Here is a 26094-nt window from a genome sequence, read left to right as displayed (position 1 = left end):
ATGTACGATGTTACAAATATAGGAAAATGCATTTTAGAAAATCAAATCAAAAGTAAATTAAGTTTAGCGGAATTTTCAGCGGATACTCCAGAGCAAAAACCGTTTGGCAAAAAAGAAGACGGATCTGTGGCAACAAGGAACACCAGCGGGAATATTGTCCTGGGGGCGTCCCGGGTTATTTCAACCTGGGAGAATGGAGAGCCGGAAGCAGATAAGTTATTTCATTTTCCAGGTCACTGAGCAGCAAGGTAATATATGGCTGATCTAAAAAATCCAGATGTTCCAGCTTGTCTGCAATACGTGTTACCTCCGACAAGAAGGCTGCAGATGCAGCGCCTTTCAGTTTGTGCCCTGTTGCTTTGATATTTTTAAGGTCTTTCTGTTGATGATACGCTTTCAATTCCGACATACTCTTGTAAAGCGTTTCTCTGGTCAGAGCCAGAAATTCGGTAATAAATTCTTCGTCGTTCATGTAGGTATCTTTCAGCCTGTCCACGTCTATGTGCATATCGGTCAACGGACTTTGGGTGAAAGTTTTATCCTGCGGTGAGGTTGTTTTCAGCAGGCCAGGAAATTTATTGAAAACCTGCCAAATGGCCTCCTCAACAAAAGGCTTGGAAATGAAATCATTCATACCAGCCTCCAGGCACTTGTCCCTTTCTCCTTTTACATTTCCGGCGGTCAGCGCAATCACCGGAATCTGTTCCGCTCCCGCCAGATTTCTGATGGCAGCGGTTGCCTCATAACCATTCATTTCTGGCATTTGCACGTCCATAAAAATGATATCGGGTAATTGTTTCCTGCAAAACTCAGCAGCTTCCACCCCATTTTCTGCTTCCAATATGACAGCATTAGGCGCAATTTTTCCGATAATGGTTTTGGCAAGAAACATATTGACCGGGTTGTCCTCTGCAATGAGCACAGTAATCCTTTCCGCATTTACTCCGTGGTTATCAAGTGCCAGGAGTGTTTCGTTGTCTCCTTCTTCCTTTTCTTTCTGGGCAAGCCTGGTAAGACACAAAGAAATATCAGTAAGTTTTACAGGCTTCATAAGCCTGTAATTCACCTTAAATTCTTCACAAGCTTTCAAAACCCGCGAATCGTCTGCCGAACTATTCAGTAGTACGATAGGAAGTTGCTCCGGCCCTAATGTAAAACTCTCTCGTATTTGCCGGATGGTCTCCAGGCCATCCATAAACGGCATGTGATAATCAATCAGGATGGCGTCATATTTTGCACCCGAAACCAGGGCATTGAGGGCTTCAAAACCATTTTTGGATTGATCGGATTCTATTTTCAATAGCTGAAGCATCTTTTCAAGAATCATCCTGTTGTTATCGTTGTCGTCAACAATAAGCACCTTCTTAACGGCCTCCGCATTTTCCCAGACAATCGGTTCTCCGGGCTCCGATCGCATCGTAAGATCAAAAAAGAAAGTACTGCCTACTCCCTGCGTGCTGATCAGCTGCAGGTGGCTCCCCATCATTCCTAACAGCTTATTAGAGATTGTAAGTCCCAATCCTGTTCCTCCGTATTTTTTGGTTGTGGAGCTATCCTCCTGCAAAAATGCTTCGAAAATCTTGGCCTGTTTTTCTTCTCTTATACCAATGCCCGTATCCCGGACCTCGAAGCGGCAGGTAATGTCATCACTTGCTGATGGATCGTATTTAAGTACTTCTATTTTCAGCTCAATTTCACCCGTTTCGGTAAACTTGGAGGCATTGCTGAGCAAATTGATCAATACCTGTTTGAGCCGGATTTCATCTACCCACACAAAGCGGGGCAGGTCTACCGGGATATTCAAAAGCATTTCTAAACCTTTGCTCTGTATAGGGAATGAAATGATATCCGACGACTGAGATGCGATCTCGTAGATGTCGCTTTTATCTATTTCCAGTTCCAGTTTACCCGCCTCAATTTTGGAAAAGTCAAGGATATCGTTAATAATACTCAGCAGTGCATTGGCAGACTGGTTCACAATGCCCAGATACTGCTTCTGGGTATCGGTCATTTTTGTCTTCAGAACAAGGTCTGTGAATCCTATTATCCCGTTCAGTGGCGTTCTTATTTCGTGGCTCATATTTGCCAGAAACTCAGACTTTGCCATACTGGCTTGTTCCGACAGGATTTTGGCTTGTTTTAACTCTTCGCGGCTGACGACGATTTCGGTAACATCCTGCGTAAACATCATGATTCCTCCTACGGTACCATCAAACTGATACCACGGCCTTACCTCCCATTTCAGAAACTGGTCGTGGTTCCATCCTGGAGGACGCCAGCGCTCCTCTTCCCGCATCAGGATGGCCCCTTGCAGGCATTGCTGGTGGATATCTTTCCACTCCTGACCTATGTTGGGGAATACTTCGTAATGGGTCATTCCAATGATATTTCTGTCAGTTAGCCGGTACTCTTCCAGCCATTTATGGCTCACGGCAAGGTATCTGATATCTCTGTCGAACATGGCAACCGCGGCCGGGGCATGTTCCACAAATGCCAGCAGCCGGGCTCTCTCCATGAATAATTCGCGCTCCGCTTTTTTTCTGGCCGACAAATCTGTTGCTACGCCCAGGTACCCTATGATTTGATTCTGATAGTCTCGGATGGTAGTAACTAGGAGGGAAACAGGGATAAATGATCCTGCTTTTGTTTTATACGTCCATTCCCGTACATCAGAACCTTCCAGCTCTGCCCTATATACAAAAGTCTGGAAGCCGCGGATCGGGACGCCGTATTCCTTCGTTAATTCATTTTCTACGGCCAGCAACTCTTGTTCCAGATGGATAATAATGGGAGTATATTTTCCTATCAGTTCTTTGCCCGAGTACCCCAGTAATTTTTCGGCACCTTTATTAAAAACGGTAATTATTCCATTCACATCCGTTGCAATGATACTTACTTCATATGCAGCATTCAGTACATCATCGAGCAGTTTTCTGGAATTGACAATTTCAAGTTCCGCCCTTTTCTTTTCATCAATATCCTGAATGGCACCGTATAACCTTTTACAACTTCCATTTTCAAATTCAGCATAGCCTATTGCACGTACCCACAGTTCATTTCCTTGTGCGGTGGTGAGTTCCAGTTCGAGGTCATAACTTGTGCCATCAGTCATGGCTTTTTGAGAGGCCTTGGCCAGTTTATTCTGGCTTTCACCTTCTTTATAAAAGCTGAAACTATCTGCAACACCGGGCTCATAATCGGGGCTCACCTGATGGATCTCCCGCGTCACTTCCGACCAGTATACCTTGTCCTTGGTCAGATCATATTCCCAGCCGCCCACACGCGCCATGCGATTGGTCTGCAGCAGCATTTCCTGTATCCGTTGCAGATTTTTAGCCATCTGATGGCTTTCTGTCACATCAATGGAATTGCCGACAACATAATCTACCCCATCCTGATTCTTCACAAGAATATTGTGATAGCTCCAGATCAGGTACCCCCCCTGTTTATGCCGTGTTGTCATCAATCCGTTGGATCTGCCAGTTTTCTTTATTTCCTCGAGATAGCGTTTCAGCATCGGGTGGTGCTTTACAGGAATGAGATCGTACAAACTTAGTTGCAAAACCTCCGGGACAGAATAACCCAGCAGTTCGGCGCCGGCAGCATTCACTGTCAGGAATTTCCCCTCAAGGTCGTGGGTACACATCAGACCCTGGGAGTTCTCGAAAAACGATCTGAAATTATCCTCACTGGCCCTTATCTTTTCTTCTTTTTCTTTCTCTGCCGTAATATCCCGCGCAACGGCAAATATATTCCCCGTCACAGATTCCGGGGTAGCCGTCCATTGCAAAAACAGATAGCCTCCGTCTTTTTTCCTGAACCGGTGCACAAAGCTGGCGGTAGCTTCTCCAGAAGTAAGTTTGGCTATTTCAGCACGTGTTTTTGCAAGATCGTCTGGGTGAGTCAGATCAAAAAAAGATGTTTCCAGAAGAAAGGATTCATCCCATCCCAGCAACTGGCCGAAGGCCGGATTTATCTCCTGGAAATAACCATTTGTTCCCGCAATGCAGATGAGGTCGCCTGATAATTGAAAGAGTTTGTCAAAATTTCGGAGTTCCTGCCTTTTTCTTTGATCGACTATGAGCTTTGTTACCTGATCTGCCAGTAATGTCAACGCCTTTTTCTGGCTTTCATTCAGCTTTTTTGCATGATTATCCAGCACGCAAAGCGTACCCAGGGGGTATCCGTTGGGGTCAATAAGCGGGAAACCGGCGTAAAATCGGATGTACGGACTTTGGGTTACGAATACATTTTCTTTGAATCTTTCATCCGTGGTAGTGTCCGGTATTTCAAAAATGGTTTTATCCATAATGGCATACTGACAAAAGGAGACTTCCCGGGTTGTTTCCGAGATGTCAAGGCCTCGTCTGGACTTGATCCACTGCCGGTCGTTATCAATAAAAGTGACCAGTGAGATGGGCACGTCGCATATCAGAGATGCAAGTTCCGTGAGCCTGTCAAACTCCTCTTCGCTTTGGGTATCAAGTATCTGATAACTCCTCAGCGCTCTAATTCTTTCAGCTTCATTGTCTGGAACAGGAAGAAAACTCATTTCTCGCTACGAATAAATTTTATATGATTACCCTAATCTCACTATTTTTTTGGAATATGTAAATACCATCAGCGCCCACACATATCATTTTGGGGCGTTATTTTTATACTTTACCGGGGGTGGGTTATCAGGGTTTTTCAGTACTGAAACAGATGGAAAATAAACGTGCCTGGAGCTGTATAAATACCAGGGTACCGGTTAATATGGTATTATGTTGTTTAATTCGTTGATTTTCAGTAACTAGAAGTATTTGCTGGTTAATGGACAAATACCTTGAAAGGGAAAAATGGGGGTATGAACAATCCAATCGCTTCACGGTAGTACTCAACCAGCAGCCACCAGCCAGGAGGACGTAATAGAATTATCTTTATAGCTTTTTTTTGAAATTTAATTTACAGACACGGTTTACAATCAGAAAGTTATACGCTGTTGTCTTTTGTTTTCTCTCTCAAACCTTTCACAACCCGTACCGCTGCCATGATGACAATAGCAAAAATAACCAGTCCAAGAACACCCCATAACCAATCAACCGTGTTTTTGAGTACAACCAGAAATACGATCGAGAACAAAAAAATGGTAGCAATTTCGTTGTAGAGCCTTAGCTGAGCCGAGGTATACCTGAATTTTTCCTGCCTTATTTCCAGCAGTATTTTCCGGGTATAAGAATGATAAGCCAGCAAGCCCAATACGAAAAGTAATTTCAGGCGCATCCAATCCTGCTCAAGCCAGGCGGGAGAAAGGTATAACATCACTGAGCCAAAGATCAGCGCAAGCCAGCAGGCGGGGGTCATGATGGCATTCCAGAGCAACTTCTCCATTTTGATAAACTGGGCAAAAAGTATCTCTTTCTCGGGCGAAGGTTTTTCCCGCGCTTCGGTATGATACACAAATAACCTGGGCATGTAGAAAAGCCCTGCAAACCAGCTTACTACAAAAATGATATGAAGTGCTTTGAAATGAAGGTATGTCATGTGGAGCCGTTATCTGCCTTTCAGAGATTTTCTCAATGGATTTTAAATCTTTTCAAGGTCAAATTTCGTAAATATTCAATGATATTAGAGAATAAACTTTCTTTCTGATTCGTATGTTTGAAAAGCTAGTACCGTAATCCTGTCATTATGCTGAGAACAACCATTCCATTCTTCACATTCATTTTATTGTGCGGTATCGTTGCCATATCCTGTGCTCAATCTGATAAAAAAAGGACAAAAAAGATGAACAAAGAAACCGCTGTGATGGACGAAACCAATGTTGACACGGCCAATACCGAGGTGGCTACCTTCGGGACGGGGTGTTTCTGGTGCACTGAAGCCGTTTTTGAATCCCTCAACGGGGTGAAAAAAGTGGTTTCCGGGTATGCCGGAGGGCAGAATCCAAATCCTACGTATAAAGAAGTATGTACCGGAAATACCGGGCATGCAGAATGTGCGCAGATCACCTACGACCCCAAAGTAATCAGTTATGCCGATCTACTGGAAGCATTTTTCCGCAGCCACGACCCCACCTCCCTGAACCGCCAGGGTAACGATGTAGGGACGCAGTACCGCTCTGTAATTTATTACTACAATGATGAGCAGAAGAATTTCGCCGAAACTGCGAAGGCCGAACTGGATAAATCCGGGGCCTATGCAAAACCTATTGTTACAGAAATTACCAAGGCTCCTACGTTTTACCCAGCGGAAGACTATCACCAGAATTATTTCGCCAAGAATCCTGACCAGGGGTATTGTGCGTTTGTGATAGCCCCCAAACTGGATAAATTTAAGAAAGTTTTTAAGGACAAACTTAAGGCAGGTATCTAGGAAAAAAGGCGGATGATAGATAGGAAAGGCAAATCGTCCGGCTTTTTTTTCCATTGGATAAGTTCTGCTGGCAAGGGTTTTGAAGCAATTGAATAAAACACTTATTTTGTGCCATATCTAAACAATAAACAGTCTATTACGATGAAAAAGATTTTCTTAATGCTTTTTGTAGCTGCTATTCTTGGGTTTACTTCCGGAAAAGCTTTTGCTCAGTTTGAAAAAGGAGACAAATTGGTAAATGTTGGCCTTAACCTCGGCGGTGGCGATGGTTTCGGTGGAGGTATTGGTCTAGGAGCGTCATATGAACAAGGAATTCACGATTTTATCAGCGTGGGTGCCCAGGCGGATTTCGTGACTTGGAAATACGGATATTTTGGGTACAATTGGAGATATAATTTCTTCACAGTTGCTGCCCGTGGATCATATCATTTTGGGAAACATTTTTTGACAATGGACAAGCTGGATCTTTATGCTGGCCCGGTATTGGGATATACCATTGCCAACTACAGTGCTCCCGGTGGTTACAGCGGTATCTACGAAAACAATTACGGTAGCGGTGTTACAGTAGGGGTTTTTGCAGGTGCCCGTTATTATTTCAAACCAACCACAGCCGTATTTGCTGAACTTGGTGGAGGAAACAGATCATTTGTACCACTTAAAGTGGGTATAACCTTCAAGTTCTAAAAAATAGTTTGGAACAAAGTAAAAAACCCCGCTGAGGCACACTCGGCGGGGTTTTTTATATGCCTTTTTACCAGACAACATTTTAAAAGGACATGCTCAGCCCGATGTAACCGGCTTTATGCTGCAAGTCGAAACCAGGCGAAAAGGACACCTTGAGGGGCTCGTTTCTTCGGGTAAGTTCCCGTTTTGCCTTGCCAGCCTTTGAGTTGTTTTTCCCGGCCCGCACAAAACCAATGGTGCCAAATGTGGCAGCTCCGGCAAACCCGCCAAGTACCAGATAAGCTCCTGTTTTTGCCCTTTGCTCGTCCTGTTGACTCTTGTAGTAACCCTGCGAATCAACCGCATTTGCGATAATACCGACGCCTATTCCCATGGCAATGATCCCGGCAGACATCCCGCCAATGGCTAACGTCAGCCCCTGCCTGGACTTGGACTTGTAATGTGTAAACATCATACGAAGCCTTTCAGCATCAGCTGTTTGTATCTCCTGCTCAAACTGGTTCCTGGGTGCTCTTGCCTCGTATCTTTCGTTCTTGTGCGGGGTTTGGGCCGATGGAGAATAATAATTGGGCACTTCTATGGTCGCCTCCATGATCTCGGTTTCTCCGTTGCTGTACATAATAGACGTGATATCCGATTTTTTTATCGTGAAAACGGGACCGTCGGGATTACTCAGTTTTTTATACTTGATTTTCTGGTCATCCACTTCCTGGATGATTACCTCAAGTTTGGTGTTATCCCGCAGCAGAATGACGTCGGGCTTGCGGACGTCCTGCGCAAATAACAGCTGTGAACAGAGGATCAGCAAAAGCAGGGAGGATAATACTGTTTTCATGGTAAGGCTAATGATTATGTTTTTTGTGTTTATACACCAAATTTATCAAGCTGTTTAACCAAAACCTCAAAATCTTTAGGGTAAGGCGCAACAATGCGTACTTTTTCCTCATCCATGAGCGAAAACGAAAGCGAATGTGCATGAAGTGCAACACGCTGTATCAACGGCTGCTCCTCGGTATCTTTTTTAAGATTGAATTTCTTTTTCAGGCTGGATAAATAAATCGGTTCGCCGCCATACTGGGGATCACAAACAATGGGTGCTTTCAGGCACGACAAGTGTATTCTGATCTGGTGCATTCTGCCTGTTACCGGGATGCATTCCACCAAGGTGTAGCCCCGATAAACTTTTATCGTATTAAAAATCGTTTCTGCGACCTTTCCTTCGGCCCGGTCTATCTTCACAGCTGTTCCGTTTTTGAGGGGAAGTATGGGCAGATACACTGAAATACCATCCAGATCATGTATACCCGTGGCAACGGCATGGTAACGCTTGGTTACCTCCCTATGCTCAAACTGCATGGCCAGATGCCGGTATGCGGCCGGATTTTTGGCAAATGCCAGTACACCGGAAGTCTCTTTGTCGAGCCGGTGTGCGGCTTGCAGTTCGGGGTTGAATTCTTTTGCAAGGCGCAGTAAGCTTCCTCCGCGGTCGGCGGTACGTTCGTCAAGCGTGGCGAGGTGCGGCGGTTTGTTAACGAGTAGAAAGTCCTCGTTTTCGAATAATATGATGTCTTTAAAATCGATTTTCATAAGGTATTAACTAAAAATAATCCGAATAAATTACTGTTTATCAGCTAATTCATCCGGATCCTAATCTATCATGAATATTTTGGTGCCTGATTAGTTTGTCATAACAAAGGTAGAAGGTTATTTGTTTTGGTTAATAAATTTAAAAAAAGGATGTTGTACTACACCATCGCGGTGACCTTGGTAGGGTTAGGGTTAATCGTGTCCGATTCAACCAGCCCGTCCCTTAGCCGAACAATGCGGTGGGCATAATGTGCAATGTCCTCTTCGTGCGTAACCATCACAATGGTATTTCCCTTGCTGTAAAGCTGGTCAAAGAGGTCCATGATTTCGTAGGATGTTTTGCTGTCAAGATTACCGGTGGGCTCATCCGCAAGGAGTATGCTCGGATCGTTTACCAGTGCCCGGGCAATGGCAACACGCTGCCGCTGACCGCCCGAAAGTTCGTTGGGCTTATGTCCGGCACGGTTTTCAAGACCCACATTTTTTAGCGAAAGCATTGCTTTTTCGGTCCTGTCGGCTTTATTGAGCCCTGCGTATATCAGGGGTAGCGCTACATTATCCAGGGAAGACATGCGGGGAAGTAAGTTGAAGGTCTGAAAAACAAAACCGATTTCCTTGTTCCGGATCTCGGCCAGTTCGCTTTCTGTCATGTCGCTTACATCTTTATTATTAAGGATATACCGGCCGTTGGTGGGTGTATCCAGACATCCGATAATGTTCATCAGTGTGGATTTTCCCGAACCGGACGGCCCCATAAAGGCAACGTATTCTCCTTTATTGACGGATATCGTCACCGACTTGAGTGCCTGAATCACTTCGGAACCCATTACATAACGCTTGGATATATCGGTTGTTTCAATAATCTTCATGGGTAATAGATTTCTAAAACTTAAATACAGCTTCTATGAATTTACTTTTATACTGCTGCGCTTAAGGCTCTAAAGTGGTCGTCAATAAATAATCCGGTTAGTACCACGGCTGGCGGAATATCCTCAAATTCGATGGTTCCCTCTCCTTTCCAGAAATTGGTTACGGTATAATTTGCCGAACCGTTTTTATTGCCGATGCTCCATTTATTGCCTTTCCAGGAGTCATATTTCCATTCATAGGTTTCGTCCATGAATGTTACCTTTCCGGATGCTTTCCAGCTGTCATATTCAATGTTACCAAGGTCCTTTGTGCCCTCAATGTCGGATATGATGGTCTTGTTTTTCCAGAAACCTTCGGATCTGAAACGTAACATTGCGCCATTGAACTCGCCATAAGCCTGCGCCTTCCAGGTATTCTTTTTGAGTATCCCGGTGATCACCTTATCCCGGAATATCCGGTATTCTTGTGGCCAGGTTCCGGTTTTCCAGATTACATTCATTTCGTTGCGTGGTTTGTTTAAAGGTATTCAGGAAAACACACCCGAAAATAAAAAATCATTGAAACTCTGCCCTTTGTTTTTCGATGAGAGCACGCATAGGCTGATAGCGGCTCATAAATTGCTGATATACGGCGGGCTCCGCCAGTTGTTTCACTTTTGCTTCCGCTTCCGAAGCCTGCGTCAAAAGCCCCTGTTCCAAGCTCAAAAGTGCATATTGTTCCCAGATGAGCGGTGCATATTCCTTGAGCCGGAGCGCATTCACAACAATCTGATAGGCTTTGGCAGTTTGTTTTTTTTGCCGGTACCATTCCGAGGTTTTGGCGACAACGGTTTCATCAAACGGGTTCGCCTTCACGGCTTTTATATAATTCCGCTCAGACGGGGATTTTTCTGCGGCTGCCAGTAGTGAATCCAAAGGAGACCTGGGACGGGCTCCCGTCGCAAGAGTTTCTTTAAGCAGCTGTACAGCAGGATTTTTTTCCGATTCCAGCATTTTATCCAGCAGTACAGTCGCCACGGCCTGGTTACCGGACAACGCGTTGGCAACGGCCATCCCGATGGTTCCTTCGATACCTTCCACATCAGAAAGCTGTTCTATTGCCTTGTCGTACAAACCGAGCTGTAAAAACCAGTGGCCGAGTATTTTCCTATATAACTGTTGCCTGGGACCTTCCTCTTCTGCCCAGGCCTGCAGGGTTTCCAATGCCTTGAGTTTATCCCCGCTGTAGAAACCGGAATATAACCCGGCAAGAGTAAGGTCCTGCGACAAAACGGGATTGGTTACAGAAAGCTTTGGCAACAGCGTGGCGGGCATGCTGTCGTTCCGGGCTTGGTTGATTGCATAATTGACCAGGTATGCGAAGGATGAAGCACTCAGCAGGGAGTCGTGCGGTATGGATGTAGCGTCAAAAGCAGAAGCAGAGAAATCCTGTCTCAGATTTCTGACAGCCAGTGAATTGGCCTGCCATGAAATGGAGTTGAATGTTTTGTTGTCTCGGGAAAGAGAATCAAGCAGCGCGGAATCAGCACTTTTGGCCAGAACAAAAAGAAGGTTGGTGGCAGGAACATCGGTTCTTGAGGTTTCTTTTTCAGCTTTTTCGAGGAAATAATAGGCGGAATCTGCCACATTGGTTTTAGAATACAGCATGCCCAGATTATTCAGCAGTTCCCCGCTTTCCGGAAATTTACTGATACCTTCTTTCAAACTAAATATGGCATCAAAAAACAGATTTTCATCGATCAGTACGGTACTCAGCCCGGCATAGGCCTGTGGGGAGGGATTTTTAAGCAGGGCCTGGCGGAAATAAAACGCAGCGGCGTTGCGGTCGCCCTGCTGCAGTGCCAGCGACGCCAGTGCATAGTTGGATTTGTGGTTCTGGAATTCCTGCTGCAGCGCCAGTTTATAATATTGCTCGGCCAGGGTAAGCTCCCGGGTTTGTGTATGTAAATCGCCCAGCCCGTTGAAATACCCCGCCATTCCCTGGTAAAACGGAAACAGCCTTTGAATGGAGAATAGGATTACAACCCCGGCGAAGCCGAAAAGGCGGGTTTGGGTAAGTCCGAAACGTAAGGGTTTGTACAATACCTTGTGTACCGCAAGCCCTTGTTTGAAAAGGGGATAGAAGTTGACCAGCACATAAAAGAAAAACAGGACACTCATGGCAAGCTGGCCTTGCACGGTCACATCTTCCAGTACCTCCAGCAGGGGATCATTGGCCATGCCCATGGATAGTCCGGCGAATGCAGCGGTGATGATCATCAGGCCGCTGTAAAGCCAGAAACCCGACGACCTGAATGGCAATACCCCTTCGGTAGAGTCTGCCCGGCGGCGAAAGCCCCACAGGCCTGTAACCGCACCGACGATCATAAAGTACACCGGATTGAGGAGGGTCAGGTCCCAGTCGATCCGGCGTGTGTTTTTCAGATAGAACAACAGCAGATATAAAAGGTATAAAACGCTGATCACAATGAAATTCATAAGACCGCCCCTCCCCTTCCCAACGGATTCACTGGAACTTAACCATACCAGCCCTGCCATTATTTCAGTAGATACCATGAGCAGGAAAAGCGTAGCGAGGATTAGCCAGAGCGGAAAGGAATAGGTAACGGCCGCAAGGGCGGGCATAGGAGCCTGAGCACCCAGAGCCGCGGTGATGGTCAGGATGGCCGAAACGCCGAGCATGCCCCACACCCGGGCCGCCATGCCGTAATCGGGCCGGAAGGCGTGAAAGTAGTAGCTCAGGCCTCCGTATAACAGTATACTGATGATGAAAAAGGTGCGGTTTCCCTCTCCGAATACATGCAGCATTTCGAGGCGGCAGGCTGTCAGAAGAAGGATGAACAGGATTATACCGGCCAGGTACCAAAACCGCGGGACAGCTGTTAACGCGGCCAGGACAAGGGACAGGCCCGTCAACGCCAGCACCAGAAAGAGATCAACGGTTAACGGATCGGTGTGCATTACCGATGCAATGAATTGTTCTGACACCAGTTGGACAGGCACAGAAACACCATACTGCCAGGCGCCAAGCCGAAGGCCGTCGGGCACAGCGCTTACCTCAGATAACTCGCTCAGTACATTCCATTGAATGACATTGGAAAGCGGATTGATACTTTTTAAAAGTAAAAACAGTAAAGAAAGTAAGATAATAATCAGTACTGTTATTGCCAGCCGCCTTTCCGATGGCGACCATACTTTCCAGAAAAAAAGTTCCTTCATAAATCAAATTTGAACCGAGTTCTGAAAATTTCTATACCCATTTTCCAAAAACCCGGTGATTTTCTAAAAAATATCCTATAAATGATGCGAGATACTATTGGTACAGACCAAATTATCTCATACTTTTGCGGTCTGAAAAAAACCTCATTGAAAATATTCAAAATTATATAATGGCAAACGCGACAAACATAGGAAAAATTACCCAGGTAATTGGCCCGGTTGTAGACGTATCATTTGAAGACAGCGAGCGCATCCCGGCTATTCTTGATGCATTAGAGGTCATCAAATCAAACGGTCAAAGAGTAGTTCTTGAGTGTCAGCAGCACTTGGGCGAGGACAGAGTTCGTACCATCGCGATGGACAGTACCGAAGGTATGTACCGCGGCCTGGAAGTGACTCCGCTTGGTTCACCTATTAAAATACCAACCGGAGAAGCAATCAAAGGACGCTTGTTCAATGTGATCGGAGAAGCCATCGACGGTCTGGCACCAGTTGATAAAAGCGAAAACGGCTTATCCATTCACCGCTCCGCTCCAAAATTCGAAGAACTGGCAACCGCTACCGAAGTACTTTTCACAGGGATCAAGGTAATTGACTTGCTCGCTCCTTATGTAAAAGGAGGTAAAATCGGGTTGTTCGGTGGTGCCGGTGTTGGAAAAACGGTATTGATCCAGGAACTGATCAACAACATCGCAAAAGCCTATGCAGGTCTTTCTGTATTTGCCGGTGTCGGAGAGCGGACCCGTGAAGGAAATGACCTGATGCGTGAAATGATCGAAGCAGGTATCATTAAATATGGTGATGCTTTTAAACACAGCATGGAAGAAGGTGGCTGGGATATTTCCAAAGTGGACTATGAAACTTTGAAAGACTCGCAGGCAACATTCGTTTTCGGACAAATGAACGAACCTCCTGGCGCGCGTGCACGTGTGGCTTTAACAGGACTTACCGTTGCTGAATATTTCCGCGACGGAGACGGTGAAGGCCAGGGACGTGATATCCTTTTCTTTATCGATAACATTTTCCGCTTTACACAAGCAGGTTCAGAGGTATCCGCCCTTTTGGGTCGTATGCCTTCGGCGGTAGGTTACCAGCCCACACTGGCTACTGAAATGGGCCAGATGCAGGAACGTATCACCTCTACCAAACGGGGCTCTATCACCTCTGTACAAGCGGTTTACGTGCCTGCGGATGACTTGACTGACCCTGCTCCTGCCACCACATTTACCCACCTTGACGCCACTACGACACTTAGCCGTAAGGTTGCTGAAAAAGGTATTTATCCTGCGGTGGATCCTTTGGATTCCGTTTCCCGGATTCTGAATGCAGAAACTTTGGGAAGCGCTCATTACGACTGTGCACAGCGCGTAAAAAATATTCTTCAGCGTTACAAAGAATTACAGGATATCATCGCGATCCTTGGTATGGAAGAGCTTTCAGAAGAAGACAAGCTCGTCGTATCACGTGCCCGTCGTGTGGAACGTTTCCTGTCACAACCTTTCTTTGTTGCAGAGCAATTCACAGGTTTGAAAGGGGTATTGGTAGATATCAATGATACCATCAAAGGTTTTAACCTGATCATGGACGGTGCTTACGATCACCTTCCCGAAATGGCGTTCAACCTGGTGGGCACGATTGAAGATGCGCAGGCAAAAGGAGAGAAAATGCTTTCCGAAGCCAGTAACCGTTCATAAGTTTAAAGTAAACTGTTGACAGTAAGAGTTGGCCCCACAGCCGGCTGCTATTGGGTGACAGCTAAAAGCTAACGAATATGCATTTAGATATCATAACACCCGACAAAAAGATATACAACGGCGAGGCAACCTCCGTTACCTTACCGGGTACCGAAGGACAGTTTCAGGTACTGAACCGTCATGCACCCTTGGTCAGCACGCTAGGGAAAGGCAATGTAGTGGTGGATACCGGAGCAGCCAAACAAACCTTCATCATTGATGGTGGTGTTGTGGAAGTGCTTAATAACAAGGTACTTGTACTTGCTGAGGCTGTTTTGTAGGTAACACAGCAATTATTTTAAAGCAGAGACTGTGAAAATGGTCTCTGCTTTTTTTGTGGCCGGAAATCCCACCTGATATAATTTGCCTCACAAGAGGAGCTCTCTTAAACAAAAAGGGAATGTCTCGCCCGGCAAATCATCACCAGATACCCTGATCCAATTTTGAGCCCAATTCATCCGACTTACCTAAAGATATAATTATACAGAAGATACAATTGTAAGAGATAATCTTTCTATTTTTACAACCTGAAAATCTACACAAAGGACGTTTCTGGAAGTTGTAAAAATTGAGGTCTATCTTATTTCTCCTCTAATTTTAACGTTCTTAAATAACATCTTAATGCAAAGTCTAACTGAGCCGGCGCAGTTGGAAAATAAGGAAATTCAAGTCCATCAAGTTCTTTTTAGGTCTATGCTTACGCTCAGTTGTTACCACCTCTACTAATTTAAAACCTAAATGGAAGTTATCCTGATTTTAGGCATCATCATTATAATATTGATGCTCAACAGTAGTAAGAATAGTCTTAATGACAAATTCGTCACGCTACAATCTAATTTTGATACACTATTCTCAGATCTGAAAAGGCTTGAAAATAAAATCAGGGAATTGGAAAGACCTGCGTTTCAACAAATGTGGTTTATGTGATCATTTTTGTGTAGATAGGTTATAGTTGTACGATAGTTTGGCTAATTTTCTCATTCAATTCCATCAAATTTGTCCGTTGCGGGAATTCCTCTGAGATATTCATGAGATCCTGTTTAGCTTCAACCGAAGCGATATCAATTAGATCGGGATTGCCATCTGTAGATGCTTAATTAACAGCACGGCGTATCGCCTGATGAAGTAGTAGTAGTGCACTTTTGCCGCTGATCTTCAAATCTACTTTCACTTGCTCGTTTACGCCGGGGATACTCATGATGGTATCATACACACTGGCTAAGTCTTTCGCGCTCATAGGTAAAACGTAGAATCCACAGAATCAGGACAACAACTAAAGAGTGAAGCAATTTGTGAAACAATGTTTCTGAGCTTGGAAATTGATCCTATGCGTAGAAGCTGTGAAAACCCTCGGATTGTGGAGTGCCATTGGCTCGCGAATTAGTTTAGCTAGAGTCGGTTAGAAGAATAGTTTTTGTAGCAGCTCAACAGCTCGTAGAATTCTTGGAACCATTTTTTTGAGGTCTCCTTCATGTTCACCCAGGGTTAATACGATTTCTCTCAGTTCAGGGTTATCAGGGTAGAAGTCAGTAAAATTTTGCGTGACACGATTCCAAAGATCTTCACTAACCCAACCAGTGGCGCCTACTGGAATGGGAATGACGTTATTCAGTAGCGCGGCCTCAAACTCTTCAAGCATTCCTTCTGCAGGTACTGTAATGTCACCATGTTTTTTATTCCCAAAAATGAAAATGGCAATACCTGATTGCTTAACCATTTCCGCTCTGTATTTTTTATATGTAACTTCTTTATTTTTGGTATCTATTTGCGGAAAAGGACGCAATGTCAAACTGTCATCCATACGACGTCGTTTGTCCAAGAAAATTGTTTGAAGTACACCATCAATAACTGCACTTCCGACGTTTTGTCCAAAGCCAGATATTATCTTAAATCCGTGGGTAGCTAATGATTGCGATAAATGTCTTGTGAAGTCCATCGATTCGTCAAAATCTCTGGGACTAAAATTACTCGCCGTTCCCGAGATGAAGATGTTAGATCGGTAGACCTTTGTCTGAATGGCAGCCAAGATTTGCGTAATTGAGGAGTAAGAGTCTACTAGTAAGGCATGAATTGAATATCGTCTCAGGTCCTTAACTTTTAGGTCCTGTTTGACGCAAGCGTAATAATAGTCAATGTCGGTATCGAAATCATCTCTTGACACTTTCTTGAAAAAACAGAAGTGCTCTCGTTGATTAGTTCCAAGTAATACTCGTATACGAGAAAGAACATATTCTAGATTTGGATCGTCAAAGCTGAAACCAACAAATAAAAATGTTTTGGAAACAAGGTCTCCTTGAAGTGCTGTTGAAAAAAGCATTCTTTTTTCATTGTAAGTCTCGTAATCATCTTTAGTAATTACAGCGTGCTCGGGCATAGATATGTCGCCATGCATTTTGTAAACCACCGCATCTCTTCTTCTTAAGTTTGTAGATAGACTATCTTGGGTAATTTTGACATCAGGAATTTTGTCTGCTTCGGTCAGTGCTCGTTCAATAAGTTTATCATAGTTTGTGGTCCAGAAACATGGAATTGGAAGTGAGGCTAGAATCTTGTGATTGTTGGTAATGTCGGCATTGTGTGTAAACTCTTCGAGAAGTAGTTGGTTTAATCGGCTCCTATTGTTCCCTCGCTCATTCAAATGATATTGGGCGATAGCTACCAAGTCGTGCTCACGTTTGATATCTAAGTTGAGCTCTTCTGCAATTTCCCTCAGAAGTTCTCTCCAGTTTACAAATCCCGCTGGAATCGACAATCCAGCGCCAGCAAAGACGGCTGCATGATCGTCTTTTATTGCTTTTGCGAATGTGTCTATAAAGCGTATTATGCTTGCGTTCATGAATTTATGTGGTGATATTAGTAAGTGTAGTCTTTAAAAATTTTGGAAAGGATTTTTACACTTCGTGAAGTAATATTATCCCATAACGATTGCAGTGCTTTACTTTTGAAGGGTATTGTAATAAATACTTCGCTGCCTTGTCCCAATTGTGAACGTATGTCGATTTCTCCTCCTAGTGCGTGAGTTCGCTGAATAAGACTGTTTATGCCAAAACCATTTTTATTATTTATTTCTCCAGATGTTCCATTATCGGCAACTCGTAATTGAACTAAATTCTTTTTTCCTGTGATAGTAACGGTGCATTTTTTTGCGCCAGAATGCCGTTCGACATTAATGACAAGATTTTGTATAGAACGGATGACGAATTTGCTGATATCTTGACGTCTTACATGCTCCTCGCCAGTAACTAAGAAGGTGAAATCAATGTGGGAAAATCTAAGCTGATTTTTAATCTCATCAATTGACTCTAGAATGTTAAAGTCTGAGTCTAACATATTTATAATTACAGGTTTTTCCATGCTGAGATTCCTGACCTCTACATATAATGCCTTTATACTTTCATGAAAATTTTTTATCAAATTATTTATCTCCTCTTTAGTTGCATCATTGAAATTTATACCATAAAGATACCAGTTTAGTGCGGCCAGAGATCCGCCAATGTTGTCATGTATCTCTTGTTTGAGAAATTTGATGTCGTTTTGAAGGATTGAAGATTTTTCTCGCAATAGCTCGAGTTCAAATGCGTAATCTCGCTTTTCAGTCATCTGAACATTTCGGATTGCGTCGTCAATATGATACTTTAATAGAGATTTTCTAAGATATGCTTTATACCCTCTTGCTGAATTTTTTTTTCTAGCTGTTTGCCATAATACTTCTTCTTCTAATAAAGAGATATTTCTTTTTTGTTCAATTTTAATCGTCTTTTCTAGTTCGACTGTCACTTGACGGAATTGTTCATCGAAAGATTTTTGAGAAGAAGTTAACGGCTCCATTCCTCTAGGTATACACTGAAGACCGTCAAAAACTGAACCTGAAATAGTACATTCTCTAGCAACAATTGGGACTATCCGACATTCGTTTTTTCTGAAGCGTGCGAAGCTAGGAGTGATTTCATATTGGTTTATATAGGCAGAGTTCAAAAGGTCAGGACTTAATATGAATATTATTATCTGAGCTGCGTTAAGTTCTTTTTCGATAGTTTCGTGCCATACATCACCTCCGTTCACATGCCGATCATACCAAATTTCGAGAGTTTGGTTAGTGACCAGGGGATTTAGGTAAGTAATGAGTAACGAAAGAATTTGATCGTCGTTCTTTGAATAGGATACAAAGATCTTTAGAGGAGGTGGTTTCATTGACGTCGATGTTGGTAACTTTTTGGTAAGTTACAAAGTAATTGACTGGGATTTTCATGAAAAGACTACCTAGGGTGATTAGAATCTCGGTGTTTGTTAGGATATTTTTTTGAGGAATGTGTAACATACAATTCTAGAGTCTCAAAATCTTCTCATTCAGTTCCATTAGGTTGGTCCGCTGCAAGAATTCTTCAGATATCTTCATAAGCTCCTGTTTTGACTCGGCGGTAGCAATGTCGATCAGATCAGGATTGCTGTCAGTGGCAGGTTGGTTGACGGCGCGGCGAATTGCCTGGTGAAGTAGCAATGCATTCTTCCGGCTGATCTTCAAATCTACTTTCACTTGCTCATTCATGCCGGGGATACTCATGATAGTATCATACACACTGGCCAGGTCTTTCGCGTTCATAGTCGTATCGTTTTGGGTTGAAAATTTGATACTTCAAAACTAGCCAATGGTGGTCAGACGATCCTAAGGAGAAATTACACAGGATAGGTAGCGGATTTTCAAGTGCTCTAATTTCGCTGTCACGAACCAAACAAAAGGGACATGAGAGAAAGAGCGTGGGGGAATGATGGGTTTGTGACATTAGCCCAGATTAAAGAGTTGGACATCGTCGACTATTTGCTGGAGCTGGGATTTAAGCCCGACAGGGTGCGTAACGTTGACCATTGGTACCTGTCAGGGTATACGACAGGCATTTTGACAAAATCCCTGAACTTACCTTCGTCCTTTATGAACCTTGACCAACCTCGATCAAGAGAATAATCGCCTCATTACTCAGCGCCTCAAACCCCACTTCCTCAGTATTTTTCAGCGATAATGCATCGCCTTTCTCCAATAGCCGGTTTTGCACTTCAAACGCACCCTGGATAATATAACAGAACAGACCTGTTTCCGAATTCTTTAGCATAAATACATCTTCCTGTCTTCCACCATATCGTCCTATGTAACCGGATGCATTCCCGGCTGAGTGGTCATATACCGGAACCAGCACGTTTTCCTGGGCTAAGGAAAATGACTTCAACGGAGGTTCGTTCAGATCGTTTTCAGAAAACTGTGGCCTGAGACGGATCTGCAGGTACTGAATGGTTTCTGATGGGTATGGGTTATGTACCGTCAGATTGCTCTCCGGAAACGCCAGGAAGCTGAAAGTCTCTCCCGCGCCGACAAATACCGACTCCCCAGCGCTGTCTGTCAGTTCCAGGCCGCCCACCGTTGGAATCAGAAGGATGTCGACTGGTTTTTCTGTGGATATACCCAGGCATTTTCCGGCTTCGATAGTCTCTTCATTAAAAGCGAGCAGTTGCCCGAAGGGATCTCTGCCCTCGGATTGATAGCCGTTAAAATTGAACGTATGCAGGCTGCGAACCCCGTCCCATCGCGTGACGCCACGCAGATCTGCAAGGTAAATCTGAGCTTCGGTTTGTGTCAGCATAAGTGAATCAGCTTTGGCCGTTATTTTGTGTGTAATGAGAAATGGTCAGGTAGGGAACGAGCGGAATCAGGTCTGTTTCCACTTCCTGACCGGAGTCCAGGGCCTGCGTCCGGTCACCGTATGCGATCAGCAGCTTGTCGCCGATGGTGTCGATCCAGGTGACCGGATCACTGTAAAACCAGATGGAAATTTTATGGCGTTCCTTTTGCTCCGTATGCGAATCCAGAATCTCAAACCTGAAATTCTGGAAAGGTAAACACAGTTTGCCGCTGACATTGGCAATATCCGGCACTATGTCGTTCAATTGCCTGATATACCCGATTGCTTCCGTGCTGGTCAGGTAATGCAGGTGTTGAGAATCGGGCACATTGTCAATCAGTTCCCGAAATGTTTTAAACCTGCCCTCCTGATCCAACCGCTGGGCCTGCATATAAAACTCAAGATGTGTATCATTGAACACCGCCTGGTCCCAGGGTTTTCTGGAATCAATGTCAATGATCTTACGGTAACAAAGGCGGATGATGCGTGGCATTTTTGCTGTTGGCTTATGGGTGTTAGCCATAAGCCGTTGGTTGATATGGTCGTGTCTGAATGGAACAGTTATTTTGTCACTTGTATCCTAGAATCGTTGGCAAATAACCCTCCGAACTGGTTCTGAATAGATGGTTATTTGTTACTAAAAGCCAATAGCTGATAGCTAACAGCCATCACCCCTCTACGCAGTCACCACAATTGTATGCGTCAGTTCGAATGATGTAGATACCGTTCCTGTTACGGAGGCAAGTTCGGTACTTACACCATCGCCAAAAACATTGTCGTTTGCATTTTTGGTATCTGCTTGTCCATGCGATGCATACACCCCCTGTGCGTACACCAGCGCACTGGTAGCCTCCGGAAAGGCGATCTGCGTAACCAGCAAAGATTTTCCGGCCGAATTGTAAATGTGAACGTGTATGTGCGGCGCGCGGCCCGAGTACCAGCCCGGATAGATCGTTGTGAAAGTGACCAGCCCGTTTGCATCGGTTGTCTGCCGCCCGCGCAGGAAGTGTACGTTTGTATAGTTGGTTGCCTGCATGCCGGTTCCGCCATACTCGGAATAGTTTCCTGCGGCATCACAATGCCAGATATCGACGAGCGCACCGGCCAATGCCGCGCAGCTGTTGGTCTTATTCTGGATGGTGATCTTGACCACGAGTTTATTGCCCTGCCGGTCCGACGTAATGTCGTTTAGCACATAACTTGCGGGGGATTTGGTCGGGAAGGGTCCCTCGGTTTCCGAAACCGTAGATGTGCAGGTTCCAGTCGTTGTGCCCGTTGTTGTTCCGGTTGTGCCGGAGGTAGTGTCTGTGGTATCTACCGGCTCCACAGTATCCTTGGAGCAACCGATGATTGGTACCATCGCTGCGATGCCCAATGCTGAAAAACCTCTCTTTAAAAATTCTTTGCGTTCCATGTGATATACAGTTCAATTGTGCATTTGTACATACACTATCGAAATGAATCGCCGGTTTGTTGCAGAGCATGTCCAATGTATCGGTGAACCGGAAGTTTGTGTCGGTGAACGGCGGGTGAATTCTATTTAGCTTTCCACTTTTCGATAAAGTCGAGGTAGCTGTCGCTGATAGTCAGCTCTTTCCCGTTTTGGAGGAAAACTTTCTTATTGGATATAGACCTGACCCCCGCGTTAGGAACGATGTAACTCCGGTGTATCCGGCTGAAATCTCCATCTGGTAATTTTTCCAGAAAACCTTTGAGGGACATCAGGGTGAGTATGGGCTGATGGGTATTCCGAAGATGGATTTTAATATAATCTTCCATGCCTTCTATGTACTCAATATCCTCAGGATTAATCTTGACCATTTTATACTCCGACCGGACTATGATAGGTTCCGCAGTTTTAACCGGTTCATTTCTGAGATCATAAAGGGCTTCTGCCTTTTGAACTGCCTTTTTAAATCGTTCAAAAGCAATGGGTTTCAATAAATAATCCACAGCTTCCAGCTCAAAGCCGTCAAAAGCGTATTTTTTATGTGCCGTTGTAAAAATGACCATGGGCTTATTTTCAAGGGCTGCCACAAGTTGCAGCCCGGAAATATCCGGCATATTGATATCGACAAAGAGGAGGTCTGTTTTCTCTGTTTTCAGGTATGTGGCTCCGCTGATGGCATCGTCGAAAGTAGCAGTGAGCGTTACACCCTCCACTTCCGAAACATATTTCCGGATCACATCCAGCGCGAGTGGCTCATCATCTATGGCGACACAATTCATATAATCAGGTGTAGTTGAACGGTGAACAAATTGTCGTTTTCGTCTAGGAGCAGTGAATATTTCCCCGGATAATGATAGTCCAGCCGTTTGCGGGTATTGGCAATGCCGATGCCCGCGCGTTCCGGGTCCATCTGCCGGTTAAAAACTGTATTCTGGCAAAAAAAGTAAATCTCCCCGGTTTTGTTCTCAATCCGTACTTTGATGACCGTTTCCCGGTTTCCGCTGACCCCGTATTTGAATGCATTTTCAACAAAGGTCATAAAGATCAAAGGAGCGATTTTTTTGCCGGCCATACTTCCCGTCATTATGAATTCAACTTTTGTCCGGGCATTCAAACGGAGTTTTTGAAGGTCAATATAATTTTGCAGAGAGGCTATTTCATCTTCCAGCGCAACAAAATTTTCCGTGGCCTCTTCGGTAATATACCGCATCAGCTGTGATAGCTTCAGGATGCTCGGTGCTGTAAGTTCATCCTTGCTTACGGCCATGGAATAGATATTGTTGAGGGTATTAAAAAGAAAATGAGGGTTGATCTGCGCCTTAAAAAACGACAGCTCTGCCTGTGCTTTCTCCGCTTCAGACAAGATCACCTGCTTTTCGGATAAGGCCCATCGCTCTGATATCTTTATGGTAAGTGCCGCTACCCAAACGATCAGAAACAGAACCAGGCTCACAAAATCCACACCGGGCCGGGACTCGTGCGGATGAGGCATCGGGCGTTCCGGAAATCTCCCTGAAAATTCCGCGTTCCCGGTAGGAGGCGGAGGTATGTGGCTATCTGTCTGCTCCTCCATAGCGTTGCGCGGATGAAACTTGTCAAATATCAGTTTTTCAAAGGGTTGCAGGTAAAACATCAGACCAAACAGCGTAACAAAAGCCAGGCAATACACTTCGTACCGGCGTTTCCGAAAACAATAGGGAAGCAGCAGAAAGGTATTTCCGTAAAAAATTACTGCATAAACGGCAACAAATAACCAGAACCACGGAGAGGTCAGTATCCTGAAATTTACCAGGGCGTCGGGCTCACGGGACATTACAGTCAGCGGGAGGCTCATAAACAGCAACCAGCCCGCAAGATGAAAGATCCAAGTATTTCTGATTCGAAACATAAAACCGTGTTCGTCTTTCAGATGTTGAAAACGTTACGAATATAAGGGACAAATAGGAAGTTTCGCTATTTTGGAAAACTACCGCCCTACCCTGCCAAGTTTGAGAATCTGCTACCAGTCTTTAAGTGGATCCTGGTCAAGTAACCGAATTTTGATCTTTCGTCAAAAAGTATAAATTGCACAAGAGTTATTCAGGATAGGACTTATGTTATTTTCAAAGACGCGTCGTTTGCTGGTCATTTTCACAGGGATGGTCATGCTTGCTTTTACCATGGCAGAGGAGGACTTCAGCCAATGGATAAGCGACAAATTGTTTCGGTACCGCATGGCCTATCCCCAGGAAAAGGCATACCTGCATCTGGACAAGCCGTACTATGCTTCGGGAGATACCCTGTGGTTTAAGGCGTATCTGGCAGAGGGAGCCGTGCACCTGGCAGACAGTGCCAGCCAGGTGCTGTACGTGGATCTGATCGAACAACAGACGGGAAAAAACGTAGGCCTTAGGCGCGTACCGCTTCTTGGAGGAACCGGCCACGGCGACTTTGTCCTGAACGACAAGCTGAATGCAGGGGCCTACACGGTGCGTGCCTATACCAACTGGATGCGGAATTTTTCGGAAGATTTCTTTTTTCAGAAAGATATCTATCTTTTTAATAACCAGGAGCAACCCGCCGTGGCAGCGGCTCAACCGGTTGATCTTCAGTTTTTTCCGGAAGGAGGGCGCCTGGTGGATGGAACAGGTACGAGGGTCGCCTTCAAAGCTACGAGCCCCAATGGCCTGGGCGCAGGCATCAGTGGATTTATCCTTGCTAACAAGGATACGGTTTCGGCCTTTAAAAGCAGCCATTTGGGTATGGGACAGTTTTCCTTTACACCCGACGCCTCTGTGAGGTATACCGTTGTCGCAAAGACGGGCACCGGTGATTATCAGCGTTACAGCTTTCCCGAGGTAGAAAAAACGGGATACACAATGATTGTTGATAACACTACTTTTACAGGGAAAATGCGGATTCTGGTGTATCACAAGGCACAGCAACCGGTTGATAAACAGGTGTTTCTGGTTGGTCATTCCCGTGGAGTCGTTGTTTTTTCGGCAAAGGGGAAAGTCAGTTCAAAAGGGCTGATCATGAATTTACCCACGCTGGACCTACCGGAGGGTATCACGCACATTACGCTTTTTGATGAGCATAAATTGCCGCTCTGCGAAAGACTCGTTTTCATAGACCACAACAAAAGCCTTCGCGTAAAAATAACGCCGGAAAGGGCCTCATACATACCCAAAAGCGAAACAGCTGTGGAAATTGCGGTAACGGATAGTGAGGGCAGGCCGGTTGAAGCCAGTGTGTCAGTATCGGTAACCGACGCAGCCCAGATATTGATACCTCCATACGGGGAGACAATAACCTCTTATCTGCTGCTTTCTTCTGACCTGAAAGGGTCCGTTGAACAACCTGCTTATTACTTTGATACCAGCCATACGGAAAGGAGGATTTACCTGGATTACGTAATGATGGTTAACGGATGGAGCCGGTTTAAATGGACAGACGTTCTAAAAGATTCCCTGACAACTACTGAGCGGTTTGTAGAGCGTGGCCTTACCCTGCAGGGTGAAGTACTGAAAAATAACAGGAAAGTAAATGAAGAAATACCTCTGTCATTTTATCTGACCAACGACAGCCTTAACACTTTCATGACCACGGGAAGTGATAAGACTGGCAAATTTGCGGTTTACAATCTGGTCTTCACCGATTCCCTTCAGGTACGTATCCAGGGAACGAGTAAGAGGGGGCGCCAAAATTTGTCGTTTAATCTTTTTCCTTTTACCGCGCCAAGGGTAACATTGCTGAAAGTACCGTTTTACCCTGTAACGGTGGAAGCAGCACAGATGAAAGAATTTCTGACAAAGGCCAGTGAGTACCAGGAAATTGAAAGAAAAATACGGGAGAACCGCGAACGGCTGCTGAATGAGGTGACGATCAAGGGTAAAAAAGAAGTTGAACGCGACAGCCGTAAACTTTATAACCGTGCAGATGCATCCGTCAAGGTAACACCTCAGCTTGCAGGAGGAGCCATGAGTGTGCTGGATCTTCTGGCTGGCCGGGTGGCGGGTGTTCAGGTGTCCGGTTATGGTATGAATGCAACGGTAAGTATCAGGGGCAGCCAGAGGGAGCCGCAGTTTGTATTGGACGGAATACCGGTTGACAAGTCTACGGTTTTGAATCTGAACGTTAACGATGTAGAATCCATAGATGTGCTGAAGGGGGCCTCGGCGGCCATTTACGGGAGCCAGGGAGGAAGTGGTGTTATTTCCGTTTTGACCAAACGCGGAAATGAGAATTATGATTATTCACAGGATGTTGTCCCCGGCGTACTGGTCACCAAAATACCGGGCCTGGATGCCCCCAGGGAATTTTATGCTCCCAGATATGGAGTTAACATGCAGCTGAATAACCGTCCTGACTTTCGCTCTACGGTGTACTGGGCTCCCATGCTGCGGACGGGCAAGGATGGCAGGGCCAGGATCAGGTATTTTAATACCAGCGCGCAGACCAGCATCAATATCCGTGCAGAGGTGTTTAGTGCGCAAGGTGCGTCAGGTACGGGAATTGCTGTTTATTCGGTTCATTGAGGTATTCGAACA

At 45.0% G+C, this 26094-nt stretch carries 22 protein-coding genes; 6 read left to right on the top strand and 16 right to left on the bottom strand.

The window, feature by feature from the left end; all coding sequences use genetic code 11:
• Window positions 1-175 precede the first annotated feature (175 nt).
• Window positions 176-4552, bottom strand: a complete 4377-nt coding sequence (locus KOE27_RS22610; RefSeq protein ID WP_215241039.1) for a PAS domain S-box protein — start codon at window positions 4550-4552, stop codon at window positions 176-178.
• Window positions 4553-4971: 419 nt separating this feature from the next.
• Complete coding sequence (locus tag KOE27_RS22605) at window positions 4972-5523, bottom strand: CopD family protein (protein ID WP_215241038.1); 552 nt, start codon at window positions 5521-5523, stop codon at window positions 4972-4974.
• Window positions 5524-5766: 243 nt separating this feature from the next.
• Here KOE27_RS22605 and msrA point away from each other — a divergent pair, with 243 nt between their 5' ends.
• Together msrA and KOE27_RS22595 are read left to right on the top strand one after the other, a co-directional pair.
• Complete coding sequence (gene msrA, locus KOE27_RS22600) at window positions 5767-6354, top strand: peptide-methionine (S)-S-oxide reductase MsrA (RefSeq protein WP_229252888.1); 588 nt, start codon at window positions 5767-5769, stop codon at window positions 6352-6354.
• Window positions 6355-6495: 141 nt separating this feature from the next.
• Window positions 6496-7038, top strand: a complete 543-nt coding sequence (locus KOE27_RS22595) for a hypothetical protein (RefSeq protein WP_215241036.1) — start codon at window positions 6496-6498, stop codon at window positions 7036-7038.
• Between the two features lie 82 nt (window positions 7039-7120).
• Here KOE27_RS22595 and KOE27_RS22590 read toward each other — a convergent pair whose 3' ends face one another.
• From KOE27_RS22590 to KOE27_RS22570, 5 genes are all read right to left on the bottom strand, one after another.
• A complete protein-coding gene (locus KOE27_RS22590) occupies window positions 7121-7873 on the bottom strand; it encodes a hypothetical protein (protein WP_215241035.1) in 753 nt (250 codons plus the stop codon).
• Window positions 7874-7902: 29 nt separating this feature from the next.
• Window positions 7903-8625, bottom strand: a complete 723-nt coding sequence (locus KOE27_RS22585; RefSeq protein ID WP_215241034.1) for an RluA family pseudouridine synthase — start codon at window positions 8623-8625, stop codon at window positions 7903-7905.
• A gap of 158 nt (window positions 8626-8783) precedes the next feature.
• Complete coding sequence (locus KOE27_RS22580) at window positions 8784-9494, bottom strand: ABC transporter ATP-binding protein (protein ID WP_215241033.1); 711 nt, start codon at window positions 9492-9494, stop codon at window positions 8784-8786.
• 47 nt (window positions 9495-9541) lie between these two features.
• Window positions 9542-9994 (bottom strand): hypothetical protein, encoded by a 453-nt coding sequence (locus KOE27_RS22575; RefSeq protein WP_215241032.1) that lies wholly within the window; start codon window positions 9992-9994, stop codon window positions 9542-9544.
• A 55-nt stretch (window positions 9995-10049) separates the two neighbouring features.
• A complete protein-coding gene (locus KOE27_RS22570) occupies window positions 10050-12713 on the bottom strand; it encodes a tetratricopeptide repeat protein (RefSeq protein WP_215241031.1) in 2664 nt (887 codons plus the stop codon).
• A gap of 170 nt (window positions 12714-12883) precedes the next feature.
• Here KOE27_RS22570 and atpD point away from each other — a divergent pair, with 170 nt between their 5' ends.
• Together atpD and atpC are read left to right on the top strand one after the other, a co-directional pair.
• Window positions 12884-14407, top strand: coding sequence for a F0F1 ATP synthase subunit beta (gene atpD / locus KOE27_RS22565; RefSeq protein ID WP_215241030.1), 1524 nt, complete (start codon window positions 12884-12886; stop codon window positions 14405-14407).
• A 77-nt stretch (window positions 14408-14484) separates the two neighbouring features.
• Window positions 14485-14727, top strand: a complete 243-nt coding sequence (atpC, locus tag KOE27_RS22560) for an ATP synthase F1 subunit epsilon (RefSeq protein WP_215241029.1) — start codon at window positions 14485-14487, stop codon at window positions 14725-14727.
• Between the two features lie 812 nt (window positions 14728-15539).
• Here atpC and KOE27_RS22555 read toward each other — a convergent pair.
• The 4 genes from KOE27_RS22555 to KOE27_RS22540 form a co-directional block, all read right to left on the bottom strand.
• Complete coding sequence (locus tag KOE27_RS22555; protein ID WP_215241028.1) at window positions 15540-15683, bottom strand: hypothetical protein; 144 nt, start codon at window positions 15681-15683, stop codon at window positions 15540-15542.
• A gap of 162 nt (window positions 15684-15845) precedes the next feature.
• Window positions 15846-17282, bottom strand: coding sequence for an SIR2 family protein (locus KOE27_RS22550; RefSeq protein WP_215241027.1), 1437 nt, complete (start codon window positions 17280-17282; stop codon window positions 15846-15848).
• Between the two features lie 17 nt (window positions 17283-17299).
• The gene (locus tag KOE27_RS22545) at window positions 17300-18637 is read right to left on the bottom strand and encodes a TIR domain-containing protein (RefSeq protein WP_215241026.1); all 1338 of its coding nucleotides are present in this window, start codon (window positions 18635-18637) and stop codon (window positions 17300-17302) included.
• A 133-nt stretch (window positions 18638-18770) separates the two neighbouring features.
• Window positions 18771-19046, bottom strand: coding sequence for a hypothetical protein (locus KOE27_RS22540; RefSeq protein ID WP_215241025.1), 276 nt, complete (start codon window positions 19044-19046; stop codon window positions 18771-18773).
• A gap of 141 nt (window positions 19047-19187) precedes the next feature.
• Between KOE27_RS22540 and KOE27_RS22535 the strand changes: the two genes are divergently transcribed.
• Window positions 19188-19406 carry a hypothetical protein gene (locus KOE27_RS22535; RefSeq protein WP_215241024.1) on the top strand — a complete coding sequence of 73 codons (219 nt, stop codon included), beginning with the start codon at window positions 19188-19190 and terminating at the stop codon, window positions 19404-19406.
• Here the strand turns inward: KOE27_RS22535 and KOE27_RS22530 are convergent.
• The 5 genes from KOE27_RS22530 to KOE27_RS22510 form a co-directional block, all read right to left on the bottom strand.
• The gene (locus tag KOE27_RS22530; RefSeq protein WP_215241023.1) at window positions 19372-20076 is read right to left on the bottom strand and encodes a pirin family protein; all 705 of its coding nucleotides are present in this window, start codon (window positions 20074-20076) and stop codon (window positions 19372-19374) included. The genes KOE27_RS22535 and KOE27_RS22530 overlap by 35 nt on opposite strands.
• Before the next feature lie 7 nt (window positions 20077-20083).
• Entirely contained in the window at window positions 20084-20638 is a 555-nt protein-coding gene (locus KOE27_RS22525; RefSeq protein WP_229252887.1) for a hypothetical protein, read from the bottom strand.
• Between the two features lie 153 nt (window positions 20639-20791).
• Complete coding sequence (locus KOE27_RS22520; protein WP_215241022.1) at window positions 20792-21529, bottom strand: dioxygenase family protein; 738 nt, start codon at window positions 21527-21529, stop codon at window positions 20792-20794.
• Between the two features lie 122 nt (window positions 21530-21651).
• Window positions 21652-22344: a LytR/AlgR family response regulator transcription factor gene (locus KOE27_RS22515; protein ID WP_215241021.1), complete on the bottom strand. Its 693-nt coding sequence runs from the start codon at window positions 22342-22344 to the stop codon at window positions 21652-21654.
• Entirely contained in the window at window positions 22341-23453 is a 1113-nt protein-coding gene (locus KOE27_RS22510; RefSeq protein ID WP_215241020.1) for a sensor histidine kinase, read from the bottom strand. The genes KOE27_RS22515 and KOE27_RS22510 overlap by 4 nt, the downstream gene beginning before the upstream one ends.
• 205 nt (window positions 23454-23658) lie before the next feature.
• Between KOE27_RS22510 and KOE27_RS22505 the strand changes: the two genes are divergently transcribed.
• Window positions 23659-26082 (top strand): TonB-dependent receptor, encoded by a 2424-nt coding sequence (locus tag KOE27_RS22505; protein WP_215241019.1) that lies wholly within the window; start codon window positions 23659-23661, stop codon window positions 26080-26082.
• The last annotated feature ends 12 nt before the right edge of the window (window positions 26083-26094 follow it).

It is taken from the genome of Dyadobacter sp. CECT 9275 (assembly GCF_907164905.1).
GTDB lineage: Bacteria > Bacteroidota > Bacteroidia > Cytophagales > Spirosomataceae > Dyadobacter > Dyadobacter helix.
This window is presented reverse-complemented; position numbering and strand designations above follow the sequence as displayed.